The 17,958-nt window shown below is 64.5% G+C and carries 15 protein-coding genes and 1 pseudogene; 5 read left to right on the top strand and 11 right to left on the bottom strand.

Going from position 1 to position 17,958, the window contains the following annotated elements; genetic code table 11:
• From VNW74_RS31790 to VNW74_RS31780, 3 genes and pseudogenes are all read right to left on the bottom strand, one after another.
• Window positions 1-298, bottom strand: a pseudogene (locus VNW74_RS31790) (glycosyltransferase); the annotation flags it as partial.
• Between the two features lie 41 nt (window positions 299-339).
• Window positions 340-1,455: a glycosyltransferase gene (locus tag VNW74_RS31785; RefSeq protein ID WP_325684375.1), complete on the bottom strand. Its 1,116-nt coding sequence runs from the start codon at window positions 1,453-1,455 to the stop codon at window positions 340-342.
• 438 nt (window positions 1,456-1,893) lie between these two features.
• Window positions 1,894-2,727, bottom strand: a complete 834-nt coding sequence (locus tag VNW74_RS31780; RefSeq protein WP_325684373.1) for a 3-oxoacyl-ACP reductase family protein — start codon at window positions 2,725-2,727, stop codon at window positions 1,894-1,896.
• Window positions 2,728-2,926: 199 nt separating this feature from the next.
• Here VNW74_RS31780 and VNW74_RS31775 point away from each other — a divergent pair, with 199 nt between their 5' ends.
• From VNW74_RS31775 to VNW74_RS31760, 4 genes are all read left to right on the top strand, one after another.
• Window positions 2,927-4,597 (top strand): PHA/PHB synthase family protein, encoded by a 1,671-nt coding sequence (locus tag VNW74_RS31775; protein ID WP_325684372.1) that lies wholly within the window; start codon window positions 2,927-2,929, stop codon window positions 4,595-4,597.
• On the top strand, window positions 4,590-6,560 hold the full coding sequence (locus tag VNW74_RS31770; protein WP_325684370.1) for an acetoacetate--CoA ligase: 1,971 nt from the start codon (window positions 4,590-4,592) through the stop codon (window positions 6,558-6,560). Before VNW74_RS31775 ends, VNW74_RS31770 begins: the two co-directional genes overlap by 8 nt.
• Complete coding sequence (locus VNW74_RS31765) at window positions 6,557-7,363, top strand: alpha/beta hydrolase (RefSeq protein WP_325684368.1); 807 nt, start codon at window positions 6,557-6,559, stop codon at window positions 7,361-7,363. Before VNW74_RS31770 ends, VNW74_RS31765 begins: the two co-directional genes overlap by 4 nt.
• Before the next feature lie 277 nt (window positions 7,364-7,640).
• Entirely contained in the window at window positions 7,641-8,318 is a 678-nt protein-coding gene (locus VNW74_RS31760) for a GntR family transcriptional regulator (protein WP_325684366.1), read from the top strand.
• Between the two features lie 77 nt (window positions 8,319-8,395).
• Here VNW74_RS31760 and VNW74_RS31755 read toward each other — a convergent pair whose 3' ends face one another.
• From VNW74_RS31755 to VNW74_RS31720, 8 genes are all read right to left on the bottom strand, one after another.
• On the bottom strand, window positions 8,396-8,773 hold the full coding sequence (locus VNW74_RS31755; protein ID WP_325684364.1) for a hypothetical protein: 378 nt from the start codon (window positions 8,771-8,773) through the stop codon (window positions 8,396-8,398).
• A 156-nt stretch (window positions 8,774-8,929) separates the two neighbouring features.
• The gene (gene poxB, locus VNW74_RS31750) at window positions 8,930-10,666 is read right to left on the bottom strand and encodes a ubiquinone-dependent pyruvate dehydrogenase (RefSeq protein WP_325684362.1); all 1,737 of its coding nucleotides are present in this window, start codon (window positions 10,664-10,666) and stop codon (window positions 8,930-8,932) included.
• Between the two features lie 29 nt (window positions 10,667-10,695).
• Entirely contained in the window at window positions 10,696-11,565 is an 870-nt protein-coding gene (locus VNW74_RS31745) for an ABC transporter permease (protein WP_325684360.1), read from the bottom strand.
• 2 nt (window positions 11,566-11,567) lie between these two features.
• Complete coding sequence (locus VNW74_RS31740) at window positions 11,568-12,284, bottom strand: MlaE family ABC transporter permease (protein ID WP_414686835.1); 717 nt, start codon at window positions 12,282-12,284, stop codon at window positions 11,568-11,570.
• A 251-nt stretch (window positions 12,285-12,535) separates the two neighbouring features.
• Window positions 12,536-13,369: a fumarylacetoacetate hydrolase family protein gene (locus VNW74_RS31735; protein WP_325684356.1), complete on the bottom strand. Its 834-nt coding sequence runs from the start codon at window positions 13,367-13,369 to the stop codon at window positions 12,536-12,538.
• Window positions 13,370-13,398: 29 nt separating this feature from the next.
• Window positions 13,399-14,322, bottom strand: a complete 924-nt coding sequence (locus VNW74_RS31730) for a VOC family protein (protein WP_325684354.1) — start codon at window positions 14,320-14,322, stop codon at window positions 13,399-13,401.
• 73 nt (window positions 14,323-14,395) lie between these two features.
• Window positions 14,396-16,198, bottom strand: a complete 1,803-nt coding sequence (locus tag VNW74_RS31725) for an FAD-dependent monooxygenase (protein WP_325684353.1) — start codon at window positions 16,196-16,198, stop codon at window positions 14,396-14,398.
• A 144-nt stretch (window positions 16,199-16,342) separates the two neighbouring features.
• Complete coding sequence (locus VNW74_RS31720) at window positions 16,343-16,717, bottom strand: nuclear transport factor 2 family protein (RefSeq protein WP_325684352.1); 375 nt, start codon at window positions 16,715-16,717, stop codon at window positions 16,343-16,345.
• Between the two features lie 225 nt (window positions 16,718-16,942).
• On the opposite strand from VNW74_RS31720, the gene VNW74_RS31715 reads away from it, so the two are divergent.
• A complete protein-coding gene (locus VNW74_RS31715) occupies window positions 16,943-17,809 on the top strand; it encodes an SDR family NAD(P)-dependent oxidoreductase (protein ID WP_325684350.1) in 867 nt (288 codons plus the stop codon).
• The last annotated feature ends 149 nt before the right edge of the window (window positions 17,810-17,958 follow it).

Here is a 17,958-nt window from a genome sequence, read left to right as displayed (position 1 = left end):
CGCTGCGCGCGGCGGCGGTGCCGAGCCCCCAGATGCACCGGCCCCAGTGGTCCTCCGTGGTGGGCTGGTCGGTCCAATTTCCGGCGTGATCCATCCGGTTGCGGCAGGAGCCGTTGTGGGCCTGAGCGTCGTTCAAGAACTGCAGGGCCTTACCGGCGAGGCCCTTGACGGCACCCGGTGCGTCGGGCTCGCGGGTGGTGACGACGAGCACCCTGGCCATGTCGTCGGTGCAATACCCGTGCTCACGGCGGGGCTCGGTCATGCAGGCGTGCTCGAAGGTGGCGCGATGGTCCGTCATTCGCAACAGATGCGCGAACACCGAGGTGGGCGCGGCGCTGGTCACGTCAGTGCCGATTGAGTGACCAGCAGCCGTTGCGCCACGCCGACGTAGGCGTTCGCGACGACGGACCAGGCGATCGTCGGGGCCAGCCCGCGGGCTTCGGTGGCCATGGAGTCGGCGACGCGCGGATCGGTCAACAGCTGGCGCAGCGCTGCGACCAGTGCGTCGGGATCGTCGTGAGCGACGACGGTGCCCGCGCCGCTGCCGAGGAGCTCGACCGCGTGCGGGAAAGCGGTGGCGACGATCGGGCGGCCACTCGCGAGGGAGTCGACCAGCACACCGGAGGTGACCTGGTCCTTCGAGTCGTAGGGCAGGACGACGACGGTAGCCGTCTGGATATGCGCGGTGAGCTCTTCGGGGGCGCGGTACACGGCGTCGAAGGACACCGAATCGGCGACGCCGAGGCGTTTCGCCTGCGCGACAAGTGCTTCGCGATACCTTTCCCCCTGCGCGGCGAGGACCTTGGGGTGAGTGCGGCCGGCGATGATGTACCGCGGCGGGCCGGGCAGGTTCTTGAGCGAAGCCATGGCGTCGATGACCCGCTCGATGCCCTTGCCCGGTCCCAGCAGGCCCCAGGTCAAGATGGTCGGCCGGTCGGGATGTTGCACGCCGTTGGTGCTGGGGAGTGCCGCGCCGTGCGGAATGGTGGTGACCTTGTCGAGGTCGACGGCGAAGCCTGCGCACAGGCGTTGGCGGGCCACCTCCGACATCACGACCACTTGATCGGCCAATGCCATCACCGATTCGAGCACCGAATGTTGGTGTCGTGTCGGATGTTTGAGCACCGTGTGAACGACGACGATCGACGGGACGCGCAATCCGGCCATTATCTGGACGACTTCATCTCCGTCGGGACCGCCATAGATGCCGTACTCGTGCTGGATGACGGCGACGTCGCTCTGGTTGAGGAGCTCGGAGGTTGCCGCTACGGACGAAGCCGAGCCGTTGACGAGCTCGCCGGCGACGTTGGGCTCGTCGGAGACGTCACCGTCGGCGATGCGCACGACATTGATGTTGGCGCCTCTAGCTGTCAATTCGCCTGCCAAGGCCGCGCTAAAGGTCGCCAGACCGCATGGTGTCGGCAAGTAGGTGCCGAGGATGCCAAAGCTCGGCATGTACGAAAAGTGTTGCATTCCAAAGGGAGCAATTAACGGCTGAAACAACGATGGAGCATTCAAAATCATCCCGACTGAACGGTAAAAACGGTGTGTCCGGCTTGAGCGGATGCTCGGGCAGATCAGCGTCAGAAACTGAGCCATTCCGGATCGGCTGGGAGTACCAACATCCCTCACGCTACACCCTCACTGGTCGAAAGGCTGGGTCGTGGGTGCGCCGAGGTCGAAGAGGCGTTCGTCGGGCGGGCTTCAGTAGGCGGAGCGCGCCTGCGGTGAGACGACACTTCTCAAACGAGCGATCCGACGAAATCTGCTGCGGCGGCGAGCGATCGGCGGTGCCGCGGTCGAAAAACCTGCTCGCCATGAGTTTCGCAGTTTAGGCGGGACACGATAGAAACGCGTCTCTGACGGTCTGCAGCGCTTCGCGGGGTTTCTGGGTCACATATCCATTCCGCCGTTGACACCCCAGATCTGGCCGGTGATGTACGAGGAGGCGTCGGCGGCAAGAAAGTGCACCACGCGGGCGATTTCCTCGGGCTGCCCGAGGCGGCCGACGGGGATCTGCTTCTTAAGCTTCTCGATGACTTTGTCCGGAACCGCGGCGGCCATTTCGGTGGCGATCAAGCCTGGGGTGACGGTGTTGACGGTGAGCCCAATGCCGTCTTCGGTGTTCTTGCCGGCCTTGGCCAGCTGGTAGGCGGCCTCCCGGGCAAGGGTCTTGGTCAGCCCGAACAGTCCCGATTTCGAGGCGGAGTAGTTGGCCTGGCCGATGTTGCCGGTCTCGCCGACGAGCGAGGAGACGTTGATGATCCGACCGCTGCCGCGCGCGACCATGTGGGCCAGGGCCGCCTGGGACATGAAGAACGCGCCGGAGAGGTTGACCGCCAACACCGTGTACCAGTCCTCGTCGGTCATCGTCGCCACGGTCCGGTCGATGGTAATGCCGGCGTTGTTGACCAGGATGTCGAGCCGGCCGTGTTGGTCGATGACCTCGGCGAGGGTACGTCGGCAGTCCTCGGCGGAGCCGACGTTGCCCTGGTGCAGGCTGGGGCGCACGCCGTGCTGCTGCGCGAAATCATCGGCGAATTCCTTGGCATGCGCGCTGTTGCGCGCGTAACCGGCGGCGACGGTGGCGAGCTGGGTGCCCAAACTATGACAAATCGCCGCGCCGATACCGCGCGTTCCTCCAGTCACGAAAGCCACTCTGCCGCGCAGCTTGCGGCCGGCCCCATGCCAGAGGGCATCCTGCTGTTCGGCGTCCAAGGTGGTCATGATGGGTTACCTCCTGCTGGTAGATCGGCTCTGGTCACCGCCGCGGACCGCGGCTGCGTCCCGACGGACCGACGCCAGGTGCACGGTGCGTCGATGCCGGTAGTCGGCGTCGTACACGCTGGTCATGGCGCCTCCGTGGACCAGTCAAAAACATCGATTTAATCGATAAAATCTTTTTTTCATACTACTATATGAACCCATGGTTGACGCCTGGGAATTGACTCCTGCAGCGGTGGACGGGGCTGAGCCGCTGGGCACGGTGCGCCTCGGCGACGTCGGCCGCTCGATCTGGAAGACCGCGCGGCGCAGTCGCGGGTCGCTGAGTCGGGCGGCTGGGTTGGCCGCCGAGACCGCGCGGATCACTGTCGGTCGTTCCACGATCGCGCCGGATCGCAAGGACTGGCGGTTCGCCGACGCGACCTGGCAGGACAACCGGCTGTACCGGCGGGTGATGCAGTACTACCTGGCCTGGGCGGAATCGATGGAGGCGATGGTCAGCTCCGCCAATCTGGACTGGCGCGCCGAAGAGCGCGCGCGGTTCTTCATGGGGATGGCGGTGAGCGCCGCCGCTCCCACGAACACGTTCCTGGGTAATCCGGCGGCTCTCAAACGTGCGATCGAGACCGGCGGCGGCAGCCTCGTCTCCGGCCTGCGCAATTTCATCGACGACCAGCGCCACAACGGTGGCATGCCCGCGCAGGTCCGGCGTGATGCGTTCGTGATCGGTAAGGATCTGGCAGCATCTCCCGGCGCGGTGATCTACCGTGACGAGGTCTGTGAGGTGCTCCAGTTCGCGCCCTCGACGCCGGAGGTGCACATCCGGCCGCTGGTGGTGATCCCGCCGCAGATCAACAAGTACTACTTCATGGACCTTGCGCCCGGGCGCAGCTTCATCGAGTACACCGTCAGCCGAGGGATAACCTGCTTTCTGATCAGCTGGCGCAATCCCGATGGGCGCCACGCCGATTGGGACTTCGATACCTATGCGGCCGCGGCGCTGAGAGCGATCGACGTCGCCCGCGACACGGCGCATAGCGATGACGTCAACGTGATCGGGATGTGCGCCGGGGGGATCCTCACCACCACGGTGCTCAACCACCTGGCGCACACCAGCGATGAGCGGGTCGCGACCGCGACGCTCGGCGTTACGCTGCTGGACTTTTCGGTGCCGACGACGGTCGGGCTGTTCAATACCGCACCGCTGATGGCCACCGCGCGCGGCCGGTCGCAAATGCGGCGCGGGCTGGACGGGCGCAGCCTGGGATCGGTGTTCAGCTGGCTGCGTCCTAACGAACTCGTCTGGAACTACTGGGTGAACAACTACCTGTTGGGTAAGCAACCGCCGGTGTTCGACATCCTGGCGTGGAATTCCGACCCGACCAACCTGCCCGCGGCGCTGCACCGGCAATTCCTCGAAGTCTTCCAGGACAACACCCTGGTCAATCCGGGCGCGTTCACGGTACTGGGCACCCCCGTGGACCTCGGCAAAGTCACCGTCGAGACCTATGTCACCGGCGCGGTAGCCGACCACCTGACCCCGTGGAAGGGTTGTTACCGCAGCACCCAGCTGCTCGGAGGTCAGAGCACCTTCGTGCTGAGTTACTCGGGGCACATCGCCAGCCTCGTCAACCCGCCGGGCAACCCGAAAGCGCACTTTTTCACCGGCCCCGAACCCGAGCCCGACCCCGACGCATGGCAGGCCAAGGCCCAAAAGGTTGCGGGCACCTGGTGGGAGCACTGGGCCGATTGGGCGATCCAACGCTCGGGCGACACCCGCCGAGCACCGACGAGCCTGGGAAGCCGCAAATTCCGTGTGATCGAGCCGGCACCGGGCGCCTACGTGCGCGGCCTGGAGCCATCGCATGGCTGAACCGGTGAGCACGCCGCGGATCATCTGGGAGCCCAGCGACGCGGCCATCGCGCACGCCAACCTGACGCGGTTCATCGACTGGTTGCGCGAGAACCGCGGCGTGGCCGTCGGCGGCTACCAGGAGCTATGGGACTGGTCGATCACCCGGCTCGAGGATTTCTGGGATGCGATCTGGCACTTCTACGGCCTGTCAACCCCGACGCCGTTTGAAACTCCGCTGGTGGCGCGCGAGATGCCCGGCGCGACATGGTTTCCCGGTGCCCAGCTGAACTACGCCGAACAGGTCCTCGAGCGTGCGTGCCGCGCCGATGCCGCACTTATCTACCTCGACGAGACGCACAGCCCGCGCACCCTGAGCGCCGAAGCGCTGCGCGGCCAGGTGGGCGCGTGCGCTGCCGCGCTGCAAGCGATCGGGGTCGAACCGGGCGATCGCGTCGTCGGGTACTTGCCCAACATCCCCGAGACGGTGGTCGCGATGCTTGCCACCACCGCTCTGGGCGCCGTGTGGAGTGTGTGCGGGCCCGACTTCGGGACCCAGAGCGTCGTGGACCGCTTCGGCCAGCTCGAGCCGAAAGTCCTCATCGGCGTTGACGGATACCGATTCGGCGGTCGCATCCACGACCGCCGCGCAACCCTGGCGGACCTCCGCACAGCACTGCCCTCGCTGGTCGAGACCGTGACGGTCCGGTCGCTGTTCCCCGCCCATGCCGCGACGGCGCCGTTCGACGAGATCATCGGCGCGCCGCGAGAACCCAGGTTTGCGTCCCTGCCGTTCGACCATCCGCTGTGGGTGCTGTTCTCGTCGGGAACAACCGGTATTCCGAAGGGGCTCGTGCACGGCCACGGCGGCATCGTCATCGAGCATCTCAAGTCGCTGGGCCTCAGCCTCGACCTCGGTCCCACCGATCGGTTTTTCTTCCACACCTCGACGAGCTGGATGGCGTGGAACTACCTCGTCGGAGGCTTGCTGCACGGCGCGACCCCAATCTTGTACAACGGCAGCCCCGCGCATCCGCGCCAGGGCGCGCTCTGGTCGATCGCGGGACTGACCGGCGCCACGATCATGGGCATCGGGTCCGCCTACGTCTCCGGCTGCCAAAAGGCCGGCCTCGAACTCGACGCCGCCCTAGCGACACTGCGCACCGTGATCCCGACCGGCTCGCCGCTAGCGCCGGGCGGCTGGGATTGGCTTGAACAGCAACTGCCGCCGGCCACCCGGATCGACTCCATCTGCGGCGGGACGGAGGTGTGCACCGCCTACTTCGGCGGAAACCCGCTGCTGCCGGTCTACTCTGGCGAGATCAGCGCCCGCGGTCTCGGCGTCAAGGCCGAGTCGTGGAGCCCGAGCGGCGTAGCCGAGCACGACACAATCGGCGAGTTCGTAATCACCGAACCCATGCCGTCGATGCCGCTCGAGCTGTGGAACGACAAAGATGGCCGCCGCTACCACGACTCATACTTCGACTTCTTCCCCGGTGTCTGGCGTCAGGGCGATTGGATTACGATCTCCCCCCGCGCAACGGTGACCGTATCCGGCCGCTCCGACGCGACGCTCAACCGCCAAGGGGTTCGTATCGGATCGGCCGAGATCTATGCCGCCGTCGAACAATTCCCACAGGTGGCCGACAGCCTGGTCGTCGGCGTCGAGCGCGCCGACGGTGATTACGACATGCCGCTGTTCGTGGTGATGGCCCCCGGAGCCACCCTCGACGACGAATTGCGCTCGATGATCACCACGCGAATCAGGGCCCGATCGTCGCCACGTCACGTGCCCGACGCGATCATCGAGGCGCCCGCGGTCCCCCGCACACTCACCGGCAAGAAGCTCGAGGTGCCGGTCAAGCGGCTGCTTCAAGGCCACCGACTTGAAGACGCGGTCGCGCTTGGAGCGGTCGACGACGTCGCCACGCTTGAGTGGTACGCCCAATACGGCGCGCGCGCCGCGATGCGAGCCCAAGCATGAGCACCCAGGACATCCGGTGTTCCGGCGTGCGCCTCCGGGTGCACCGCAGCGGTGACGGAGCCCCGCTGCTGCTCATCAACGGTCTGGGTGCATCGCTGGAGATGTGGGGCCCGCTGCTCGCCCACCTTCCCCAGCGCGACGTCATCGCTTTTGACCTTCCAGGTGCCGGACGCTCATCGGTCCCCCGCGTCCCGCTGCGGATGCGCGGCATCGCCAACATCGTCGCGGAGTTGGTGTGCAAGCTCGGCGTTGGGCGTGCCGACGTGCTCGGCTGCTCCTTTGGCGGCGTCGTTGCGCAGGAGCTGGCCCATCGGCATCCCACCATGGTGAATCGGCTGATCCTGGCCGCCACCAGCGCCGGCTGGCCGGCGTGGCCCCCGAGCCCCCTCGTCGTCTGGCTGATGATGACACCGGCGCGCTACTACGACCGTCGGCTGGCCGCAGCGATCGTCCCGGTTATCGCGGGCGGCCGAACCGCGCGCGATCGCGCCGTACTGCAGGCCTCCATCGACCAACGTGTGGCATCACCACCCACCCTGAGGGGCTACCTTCAACAGCTTTACGCCATCACCGGATGGACGAGCCAGCCGTGGCTCGGAGGGCTCCAGCAGCAAACATTGGTGCTGCACGGAAGCCGGGATCCGATCGTTCCCGTCGCCAACGCTCGCTGGATGGCGTGCCGCATCCCCCACGCGACAATGGCCGAGATCCCCGGCGCCGGCCACATGGTGCTATTCGATGAACCCGACCGAGCCGCAGCCGAAATCACCCGATTCCTTAGCCCCGAGGAGCCGCGAAGTTGACGGCTCCGCCTGGCCAAACATGCCGTTCAGCCTGTCGGCGATACACCCCGAGGCAGCCAGCGCAACCGTCAAACCGGGGTACCCACGCCCGGCGCAGCCGGCGAATGTAGCGCTTCGGAGTGGGGCAGTCCGGCGGAACCTGACGCCTCCGCACGCGGGCGTCGGTCGAGCGCGACCAAGACCACACCGGTAATCGCGGACGGTACCGTTTTCGGCGCGCGCTACCAATAATTATCGACATTCTAGCGAAAATCGCATATCTCCCTAAAATAGGCACATGTCCGCCTCGAAGGCGACCCGCACCGGTGAGGTATACGAAGCGTTGCGTGTCGACATCCTCAACACTCGAATAGAGCCTGGCAGCAAGCTCAAGATCGCCCAGCTGAGCAACCGGTTCGGCGTCAGCCTGTCGGTTGTGCGGGAGGCTTTGACCCGGCTCGGGGAACAGAATCTTGTTGTCGCCAATCCACAACGCGGTTTCAGCGTCGTCGGCTTGTCGGTCAACGATTTGGACGACCTGACGAACGTTCGAACCCAGATCGAGTCAATGGCTTTGCGTGATTCGATCACCCACGGCGGCGTGGCATGGGAAGCGGAGGTCGTTGCCGCTCTTCATCGGCTGGAGCGCACCGAGATCTACTCCGATCCGGCTCATGTCAATCCGGAATGGCTCGATTTGCATCGGGCCTATCACCATTCGCTGGTGGCCGGTGGCGCAAGCACGCGGCTGCGGGCGATCGCTAACACGCTGCGCGACAACGCAGAGCTCTATCGCATGTGGTCACGAACGTGGGCACACGATGTCGATCGCGATCTCCAAGCCGAGCACCGTGGCATCATGACCGCGGCCTTGTCCGGAGACGAGGAGGCAGCGGTGGCTGCGTTGTCGCAGCACATCGCGCGAACCACGGCTGCGCTCAAAGCGCTGGTTATATCAGGAGAATCCGACGCTTAACACAGGCGCCGACCGGGGCCCGGTGGGCTTCGAATACCGAAGTCACCGCGCGGCGGCAACGTCTAGTCGAATAGCGGTCAGGCCTGACTCGAAACACCAGCGGGTGGTTCAGGGAAGTCAAGGTCGTGAATCACCATGAAGAGAAAGACGATCCGCCCATCAACGACGTGGATGACTTCGCGGCCAGTGACGGTTCGTCCGTTGTACGGCGGACGCTGGACCCACGCATAGGTGGCCCAACCGTGGTGGGTGTCGATATCGCCGTCAACTTCGAAGGTGTAGTCCCCCAGTAACTTTTGCAGCAAGCCGATGTGCTCGTGGAGTCCCAGCCGGCCGGGGCCCAACGGCAGTCCCGTTGGCTCGATGAGCTCAAACTCTTCGCCATAGACTTCGTTGATCTCGCTGAGTCTAAGTTCGTCGTCCTTCACCGACCACAGCGCCAGATGTCTTGACACGAGCGCGATTATGTCGTCACGCTCGCTCATTGGTACACCGTCCTCACCGGGAGCCTTGACGTAGCGCATCTCATGCGACCGACCTCCATTCCTTATTCCGGTAATGAAATCGTTGGGATAGCTGTTCTTGCACGGAGCATGCGCTCGCAAATGCTCTCAATCCAGGATCCGGCGCGCAACATTCGTCGTGACCAGGTCGAGCAATTCGTCCGCGCGCCCGGCCAGGATTGTCCGGATCGCGTACAGGGTGAAGCCCTTTGCCTGCTCGGCGGTGATCGCAGGCGGGATCGACAACTCTTGACGTGCGACCACGACGTCGACGAGCGCGGGCCCGTGGTGAGCGAACGCGTCGTCCAGCGCCCGCTCGAGGTCTCCGGGCTGTTCGACACGACGACCGAAGATCCCCATCGCCTCGGCGACGGCGGCGAAATTCGGATTATGCAGGTCGGTACCGAAGTTGACGATGCCGGCTGCTTTCATTTCCAGCTCGACGAAATTGAGCGACGAGTTGTTGAACACCACGACCTTGACCGGCAGGCCGTTCTGCACCAAGGTCAGCAGTTCCCCGAACAGCATCGTCAGGCCGCCGTCGCCAGCCAGTGCGACGACCTGACGGTGCCGGTAAGCGGTCTGCGCGCCGATCGCGTGCGGCACCGCACAGGCCATCGTGCCGTGTGTGAAGGATCCGCTGAGCTGGCGCCGGCCGTTCATGGTCAGGTAGCGGGCCGCCCAGATCGCCGGCGTGCCGACATCGAAGGTAAACACCGCGTCATCACTGGCGAGCCGATCTACCAGTCCTGCAACATATTCCGGGCGGATCGGGGTGCGGTCACGGTCATTGACAGCGAGTGAATCCAGGGATTTGCGGGTGCGCCGGTAGTGGTTGAGCGCCCGGTCAAGATGTTCGCGGTCCTGCTTCTGGTGCAGCAGCGGTTGCAGCGCGATGAGGGTGTCCTTGACGGTGCCGACCATCCCCAGCTCGATCGGGACCCGTCGGCCCAGATGACGGCCGCGGATATCGACCTGAATGATCCTGGCGCTGTCCGGATAGAACTGCGTATAAGGAAAGTCGGTGCCCAGCATCAGCAGCACGTCGGCCTCTTTGATCGCCTTGTACCCGGACGCGAAGCCCAGCAGGCCAGTCATGCCGACGTCGAAGGGGTTGTCGTACTCGATGTGCTCCTTGCCGCGCAGCGCGTGCACGATCGGCGCGTGCAGTGTGCCAGCCAGGGCGATCAACTCATCGTGTGCACCGGCGACACCGGCGCCGCCCAGGATCGTGACCCGCTCGCCGGCATTCAGGATGTCAGCCGCCTGCGCCAGCGACGCGTCGTCGGGACGCAGCACCGAACGGGTCGGCAACACTGGTCGGATATTCCACGCATCCTCGCCGAGCCGGCTCAAAAACACCTCGCCGGGAACCACGACAACCGCGACCCCACGCTCCTCCACCGCGGCGCGCATCGCGATTTCGATGATGCGGGGCGCCATCTCGGCGTTGATGACCAGTTCGCAATAGACGCTGCATTCCCGGAACAGTTCCTGGGGATGGGTTTCCTGAAAGTAGCCCGAGCCGACCTCAGCGAGCGGAATGTGTGCGGCGATAGCCAACACGGGAACGCGAGTGCGCTGTGCGTCGTAGAGCCCGTTGATCAGGTGCAAGTTGCCTGGCCCGCAGCTGCCCACGCACACCGCAAGCTGACCGGTCAGCGCCGCGTCGGCGGCCGCGGCGAACGCGGCGGTCTCCTCATGGCGGACGGGTTCCCAGGTGATGGCATCCGAGCGGCGGATCGCGTCGGTGAAACCGTTGAGGCTGTCGCCCGCAACCCCGTAGACCCGTTGGATTCCGCTGATCGTCAGGGCGGTGACGACGTGTTGGGCGACGGTTGCCATGGCTTTGGTTGATGATTTCGTTAGGGCGGCTAGACGGTGAGGGCGAAGTTCGGGTTGACGCCGTAGATCGCCAACGTACCCAGCAGGACAACCACTTGCACCGAGATCAGCGAGAATCGCATCGACCGGCCGACGGCCTCGCCGACGCCGACCGGGCCGCCACCGGCGTTGTACCCGTAGTAGCAGTGGGTCACCATGACTACCACCACGATGATGACGCTCTCCACGAACGACCACCACACATCCCCTGGGCGCAGGAACGTCCGGAAATAGTGTTCATAGGTGCCGTGCGACTGCCCGTAGACCCAGGTCGTGGTCAGTTGTGGGGATACGAACGCGACGGTGACCAAACCCGCGTACAGCGGAACAATCGCCACCAGTCCGGCGATGAGCCGCGTGGACGCCAGGTATGAGATCGAGTTGATGCCCATCACCTCCAGGGCGTCGATCTCCTCGCTGATGCGCATGGCTCCGATCTCCGCGGTGTGGCCGGCGCCGATGATGGACGCCAGCAAGACACCGCCGATGACCGGAGCGCCGATGCGTACGTTGATAATTGCGGCGAAGAAGCCAGTGAACGCCTCGACACCGATGTTGCCCAGCGACGCAAAGCCCTGAACTGCGATCAGGGAGGCACCCGACAACACCACGAAACCGCCGATCCCGACGGCCCCGCCGACCAAGGCCATCACGCCCGAGCCCAGGCCGGTCTGGGCGATCTGGCGCAGCGTCTCCAGTGGGTAGCGGCGCAACGCGTGCCCGGTCTGCCGGATCATCCACACTGAGAACCAGGCCATCCGCCCGGCGTCGTCCAGTCCACGGCTTGCAGCGCCGACGTACCGATCGAAATTTCCAGTCGCCCTGGGAAATCGGGCGCGAACTACAGCGGCAGTCGACATGCTCAGCGCCCCGTCCCGAATCGCACCCCAATGGTGGTCAGCACCAAGTTGACCGAGAACAGCGCTACCACACACAACACCACGGTCTGATTGACCGCGCTGCCCAGACCCTTGGCCCCGCCGCCAACGGTAAGCCCCCGATAGCAGCCGACCAGACCGGCGATCAGCCCAAAAGCCGCTGCCTTAACGGTCGCGATGACGACCTCGGGCAGGCCGGTAACGGTGGTCAGCGTGGCCAGGTAAGCGCCGCCCGAGACATTCTGCAGGTAGACGCCGAACAGGAAGCCACCCACTAGGCCCACGGTGATTACCAGGCTGTTGAGCAGTGTGGCGACCAAGGTCGCGGCGAGTACCCGGGGAAGGACCAGCCGGTGGATGGGATCGATGCCGAGCACCTCCATGGCGTCGATCTCCTCACGGATGGTGCGCGCGCCCAGGTCGGCACAGATGGCAGTGGACCCAGCGCCGGCAATGACGAGCACTGTGGTCAGCGGGCCGAGCTGGGTGACGGCACCAAGCGCTGCGCCCGCACCGGAAAGGTCGGCGGCACCAAACTGCGCCAGCAGGATGTTGAGCGTGAAGACCAGCAGCACAGTGAACGGGATCGAGACCATGATGGTCGGCACAAACGCGACCCTCATGACGAACCAGGACTGCAAGACGAACTCATGCCACTGAAATGGCTTCCGAAACATCGCCTTTCCGGTCAGCATGCACATCCGGAAGAAGCCGCCGACGACCACAATCGGTATCTGCAGTTTGTCGCCGACGTTATTGACCGACCCGCCGTCTGCGCTCATGTTGCTCCTTACTCAAGGCCGCAAAAGACCCCGAATCCGTCCGGTGCCGCGCAGACGAACCCGTTTGGGGCCGACTTGTGGGGTTTTTTATCTGGGTGCGCGCTGCGGTGGCCGCCGGGGACCCTGCCTTCCTCTACTCAGGCAGCCACCTGCATCTGCTCGCTTTGCTGTTACACCAAGGGATTTCGCAATTCGCCGATCCCTTCGATTGCAGTGATCAAAACCGATCCGGGAGTCAGGAAGCGGTTGGGGGTGCGTGCGCCACCGACGCCGGCCGGCGTCCCGGTGAAGATCAGATCTCCGGGCAGCATGGGGCAGATAGCCGAGATGTGTTCGACGAGTTGAGGGATGGAGAAGATCAGGTCGCTGGTTCGGCCCTTTTGAAGCACTTCGTCATCAAGCAGACAGCTGATTTCAAGGTTGTCGACGTCAGCAATCTCGTCCAAAGTGACGATCGCGGGCCCGATCGGCCCGAATCCCGGGTAGGACTTTCCGAGGCTGAATTGTGGTGCGGGACCAGCGAGTTGCACACGTCGCTCGGAAAGGTCTTGCCCTACCGTCAAACCGGCGACATGCGACCACGCATCGGCTGCCTTGACGTGGCGCGCGGGTGCGCCGATCACTGCGACGAGTTCAGCCTCCCAGTCGACGTAAGCGGAAGGAAGCGTGACCGTCGCCCTGGGGCCGGTGATCGAGGTGGGAAACTTGCTAAATACGAGCGGCACCTCGGGTTCCGCGAGCCCGGACTCGGCCGCGTGGTCGCGGTAATTGAGGCCGATACCGAAGGCCTGGCGAGGCATCGGCACGGGTGGGCCGAGCGCGTCGGCGTCAAAGGGTCTGTAGGCGCTGTCCGGAACGGTGCTCACCCAACCGGCCAGCTCGCCCAACCTCTCGAAGATGTCGAAGCCATCGGGGACGAACCGCCCGTCACTCGCGTCGGCGATGTCGAGAGCCAGGCTGCCCGCCAGGGCATGATAGCGATGGTTAAGCGTGCCGATTCGCATTGCAGTCCTTCGTAGTTGGCTTGTAGGGGTTAGCGGGCTGTGTGCGATCCCGTCATCAGGGCGGCCAGGTCCTCGGGCATAACAAATGACGGCGGCGGCGGGGGGCCCCAGCTGTAGAGCCCTTTAGCGCCTTCGAGGACGGCCGGCTTCCACAATTGCTCGTCGATGATGCAGTCGATGTCGCTGTAGTACTCGGAGAAGTTGCCGGCGGGGTCTTTGAGGTACCAGAAGAAATTGGACCCCAGGTGGTGTCGGCCCAATCCCCAGACGTGACGTTCGGGGTGGCCCTCAAGCATCGCGGTGGCGCCGCGACCCACCTCGTCGACATCGTCGACTTCCCATGCGGTGTGGTGCAAGAAGTTCAGCGGCGCCTGTTGCACCAGGACGTTGTGGTGGTCGGTGGAGCATCGCATGAAGCTTGCCAGTCCAGGCACATGATCGGTTATCTTGAGGCCCAGCCCGTCAGTGAAGAACCTGTGACTGGCGTCTTGGTCAATCGAGCCGACCACGACGTGGCCGAGTTTGCGTGGTCGGACTGGGTTTTCACGGTCGATGCCCGGGGCCCGTATATTGGCGCGGTCCGGGCGCCCAGGTCCGTTGGTGGCGGGGGTCGGCGTGTATTCCTGTTTGATTTCGTTGGCGACCTCGACCACGACGGTCAGAGAGGAATTCGGGTCGAGCACCGACATCGATGTGTCGTTGCGCGTGTGGCCGATCCCCAGCTTGTCCAGTCGCGATCCGATGCGGTCCAGATCGTCGGTGTCGTGAACCCCAATACCTAGCTGGAGTAGCCGTCGCTGGCGTGCATGCGCGATCGCCAGCTGTTCACCGCCGTCGACGGTGGCGAAGCGGTTGGCGCCGAGCTCGGCCAGCCCGAAGTCGCGATAGTAGGCGGCGGCGGCCGCAACGTCGGGCACGCCGATGATGATGCTGGTCAATCTGTGCAGGCTCATCGGTTCACCTCAGCGGTGTGCAACGGTTGCGCCATTTTCGCGTCGCCATCGTTTCGTTGCCGTACAAGCTGATTCACGCCGTCACGACCTCGGCCTCGGTGCGATGCAGGATCTGGGAGAAGACGTTGCGCAGTTCCATGTAGGGATTGTCGACTCGGCCCAAACTGCGCCAAGCAATGTAGCGATCCGGGCGGACCAGCAGCGCCCCTTGTGCGCCAATCTCGCGCTGTTTCAGCCAGGCGCATCTGATGTCGATGTAGTCGCCGCCGAGTGCCCCGATCCGCACAGCATCGAGCGCGATCGCATTGTCTTCGGCGAGTTTCGCGGCCGCATCGCACCAGGCGTGTCCGTCTTCGCCGGCGATCAGCAGGAATCGGCCGGCCCCGACGAGCTCGGCTGTCGAGGTTCGCCGGCCCGCGTATTCCACAAACGCGTGGGGCAGCGGGTGTCCGGGCCGTGTTGACGGCTGGTAGAGCCGGATGCTTTCCAGAGGTTCGGCATGCGGTGTTGGGTCGTCGTCGACGATGGCGCCTTCTGGATAGTTGTAGCCGAAATCGACCCTGTGATGGCGGAATTCCATGGTTTGGGTCGCGATCGCGGTGTTGATCAGGTGCCGCTTTTGCGTCGCGCCGGGAACGTCCTGCCAGATTGGCCTCAGTTGATCCCAATTCTCCGCGGCGGATGCCTGCGATGACAGTCCAATCGCCTGCTCGACCGTCACGTGGTTGAGTGCATTCTTCATCGCCCTGTCGGCGTTGTTGGCATCAACCGACCGGCGCTCGAGCTCATAGGAGTCCAGCAATGCCTCCGACGCGGCACCGTCGACCACCGCGGCGACCTTCCAGCACAGATTGTGCGCATCTTGCACGGCGCTGTTGAGACCCAATCCCCCCGTCGGCGGGTGGCGGTGCGCGGCATCACCCAGCAGAAACACACGCCCGTCCCGAAACCTCTCCGCGACAAGTGCTTCCAAGATCCAATGACTGATGTTGTGCACTTCCGGGTTGAAATCGGGCACTCCCAACGTCGCCCGCATCCGTTCGAGGACCTTGGCTTGATCCATCGCGTCGGCGTCGTCGACCGAGTACTGCAGATGAAAGACCCACTCCTCTGAGTCCGGTCCCCAATGGTCGGGGCCCATCGGTACCAACACACCACTTGCCCACATGCCGCCGAAGTCCGGGTTGACCAACCAGCGAATCAACACCTCCGGGTCACGTGCCCAGCGCGACAGATCCGCGGTCATATGAACCGACACCATGTTCATCACGTCGCGCACGCCCTCCATCTGGATGCCGAGCAGCTTGCCGACCGTGCGTCCCCCGTCGCAGCCCAGCAAATAACCGCAACGCACCTCATAGGTGTCGCCGGTGTGCTTGTCGAGAACCTGCGCGGTGACACCGTCAGCGTGCTGCGCGAAGGAGAGCATGTCGTGGTTGAAGCGAACCTTGTCCGACCCGGCGAGCGTCTCGGCCTGCTTGCGCAGAATCGGTTCCAGCCGGATCTGGGGCAGGTTGGCCGTGCGGCACGCGCTCGCCGCGATGTAGTCGGGGTCGGTGTAACCCCCGCCCCACGCCTCCAGCCGGCCGATCTCGCGACCGTAGCCGTCGTGCGGCCCGGCGAGACCGGCGTACCACCCGGTCGCCTGCATGTTCTGGGCAGGTGTGCCCTTGGCGTAAATTTCGTCGGCCACACCGACGTCACCGAAGATCTCCATCGTGCGCGGGCTCAACACATGCGCCTTCGGAAGGATCGACGTGCCGGGCCACGCCGACACCAGCAATGACTCGACACCGAGCCGCGACAGCAACATCGACGCGGTCAGCCCCGCGCCGCCGCCACCCACGATCAACACCGGCACCTCGACGTCACTCATCACTGTTCTCCAACCCCGCTCCAACGACGGCAGCTATCCCGCACAGGATGACCCAAAGTGGGTTACATCACACATTATTCGACCGCGTCAGCGATTTTGTCAAATAAATCGATTTAATTGGTACGCCTGGTTCGCCGGATCCGGCTAGGCAAGGACCGGGGTGATGTCCATGTAGATCCGGTAGTCGCTAACCTCGCCGTCGCGCACACGGAAGCTGTTTGCGCAGGGCAGGGTAAGCCTGCCGCCATCGAGTCGCTCGTAGTGCACGGTCGCCACCGCGATGACCCGATCGGCATCCACCTGCCACAGGTGCTCGATCACATGGCGGATCCCGGCGATGCTCGCCAGGAATGCTTCGCATGCGGCCACCACCGCGGGGCGGCCCTCGACGACAGCTGCGTTGCCGAATCTGAAGGTGATGTCATCGGCGAAATGGTGCGCCAGGTAGCCGGTGTCCTTGTCGTCGACGGCCTCGAAGAGCCGACGGATTTGCGACTCCAGCAACGAGTTCACGGTCACGGGTTTCACCTCTCTGAACGCAGGGCCAACGCGGCGATCGTTCTGCGTGGCGGACCCGACAACCACCAACGATCACCGGTGGCCGCGTTACGCGGGTTGATGCACCGCACCTATCCGTACTTTAGCGATGTTGTCAATAAAATCGATCATCTGCTTGACGATCGACTTAAGGTCGATAAAACTTCTATTCGGGAGACGAGGGGTCTCATGACGAGAGGGATGACGATGACCGACAGCGAGGCCTCCAATCCCAGCGTGGCCATCACGGGGGCGGGTAGCGGTTTGGGCCGCGAACTTGCCCTCAAACTCGCCGACAAGGGCTATCGGGTGTTCGGGACCGCGCTCAATCCGGCAGAGGTCGATGATTTGGCGACCGCGTCAGGCGGGCGGGTGGCGTTGTCGGTCGCCGACATCACCGACGAAACGGCGGTCGCGCAGTGGGTGGACAGCGTCACCAAACACCTGGGCGCGCGTGGGCTCGACGTGCTGATCAGCAACGCCGGGATTTTGACCCCCGGCCCGTTGGAGGTGCTGTCCCTTGCGGCGATCAAACGCGAGTATGAGGTAAACGTGTTCGGGGCCCTGGCCGTGATCAACGCGTTCCTGCCCTCGCTGCGCACCTCCCGTGGCCGCATCGTGGCGATCGGTGCCATGACGGGGCGTTTCCCCCTGCCGTTCAACGGGCCATCGAGCTCCACCAAAGCCGCCCTGGAAGCCATCGCGGATGTCTATCGCGCCGAGCTCAAGCCGTTCGGTGTGCACTTCGTTGTGGCCCAGGCCGGCAATATGGTCACCGGCGGCCCGGCCAAAACGGCCGCCGCGCTGCGACGCACCCTTGACTCGATGACCCCCGACCAACGTGCGCTCTACGGGGAAGCGTTCGCCAAATTCGCCGACGCCCTCAATGCCGCGCAAAGCTCGGAGCTCAGCGCGCAGGCGTCCGCCGATCGAGTGATCGAGCTAGTCGAGCAGCAGCCCCCACCGATCCGCGGCGCTGTCGGCGAAGATGCCGAACAAATACTGCGACTCGTGAGTGAAAAGTCCGACGAAGAACTCGACATCCTTCGACTCGAGTACGTCGGTCTCGCGTAGCAGCATCACCGCTCCGCGCCACGACCCCATACCGTGTGGCACGAAACCAGTCCAAGGAGAATACGATTCACATGCCCGCCACGAGTCTGGACGGCTTTCACCAAACCAAGACGGCCCAAGCCTTCGATGAACTGGCCCGCGCCTTCGTC

This window comes from Mycobacterium sp., assembly GCF_035570115.1.
In the GTDB taxonomy this organism is placed as follows: Bacteria; Actinomycetota; Actinomycetes; order Mycobacteriales; family Mycobacteriaceae; genus Mycobacterium.
Note: the sequence above shows the minus strand (reverse complement) of the source record. Positions and strands in the feature narration are given on the sequence as shown.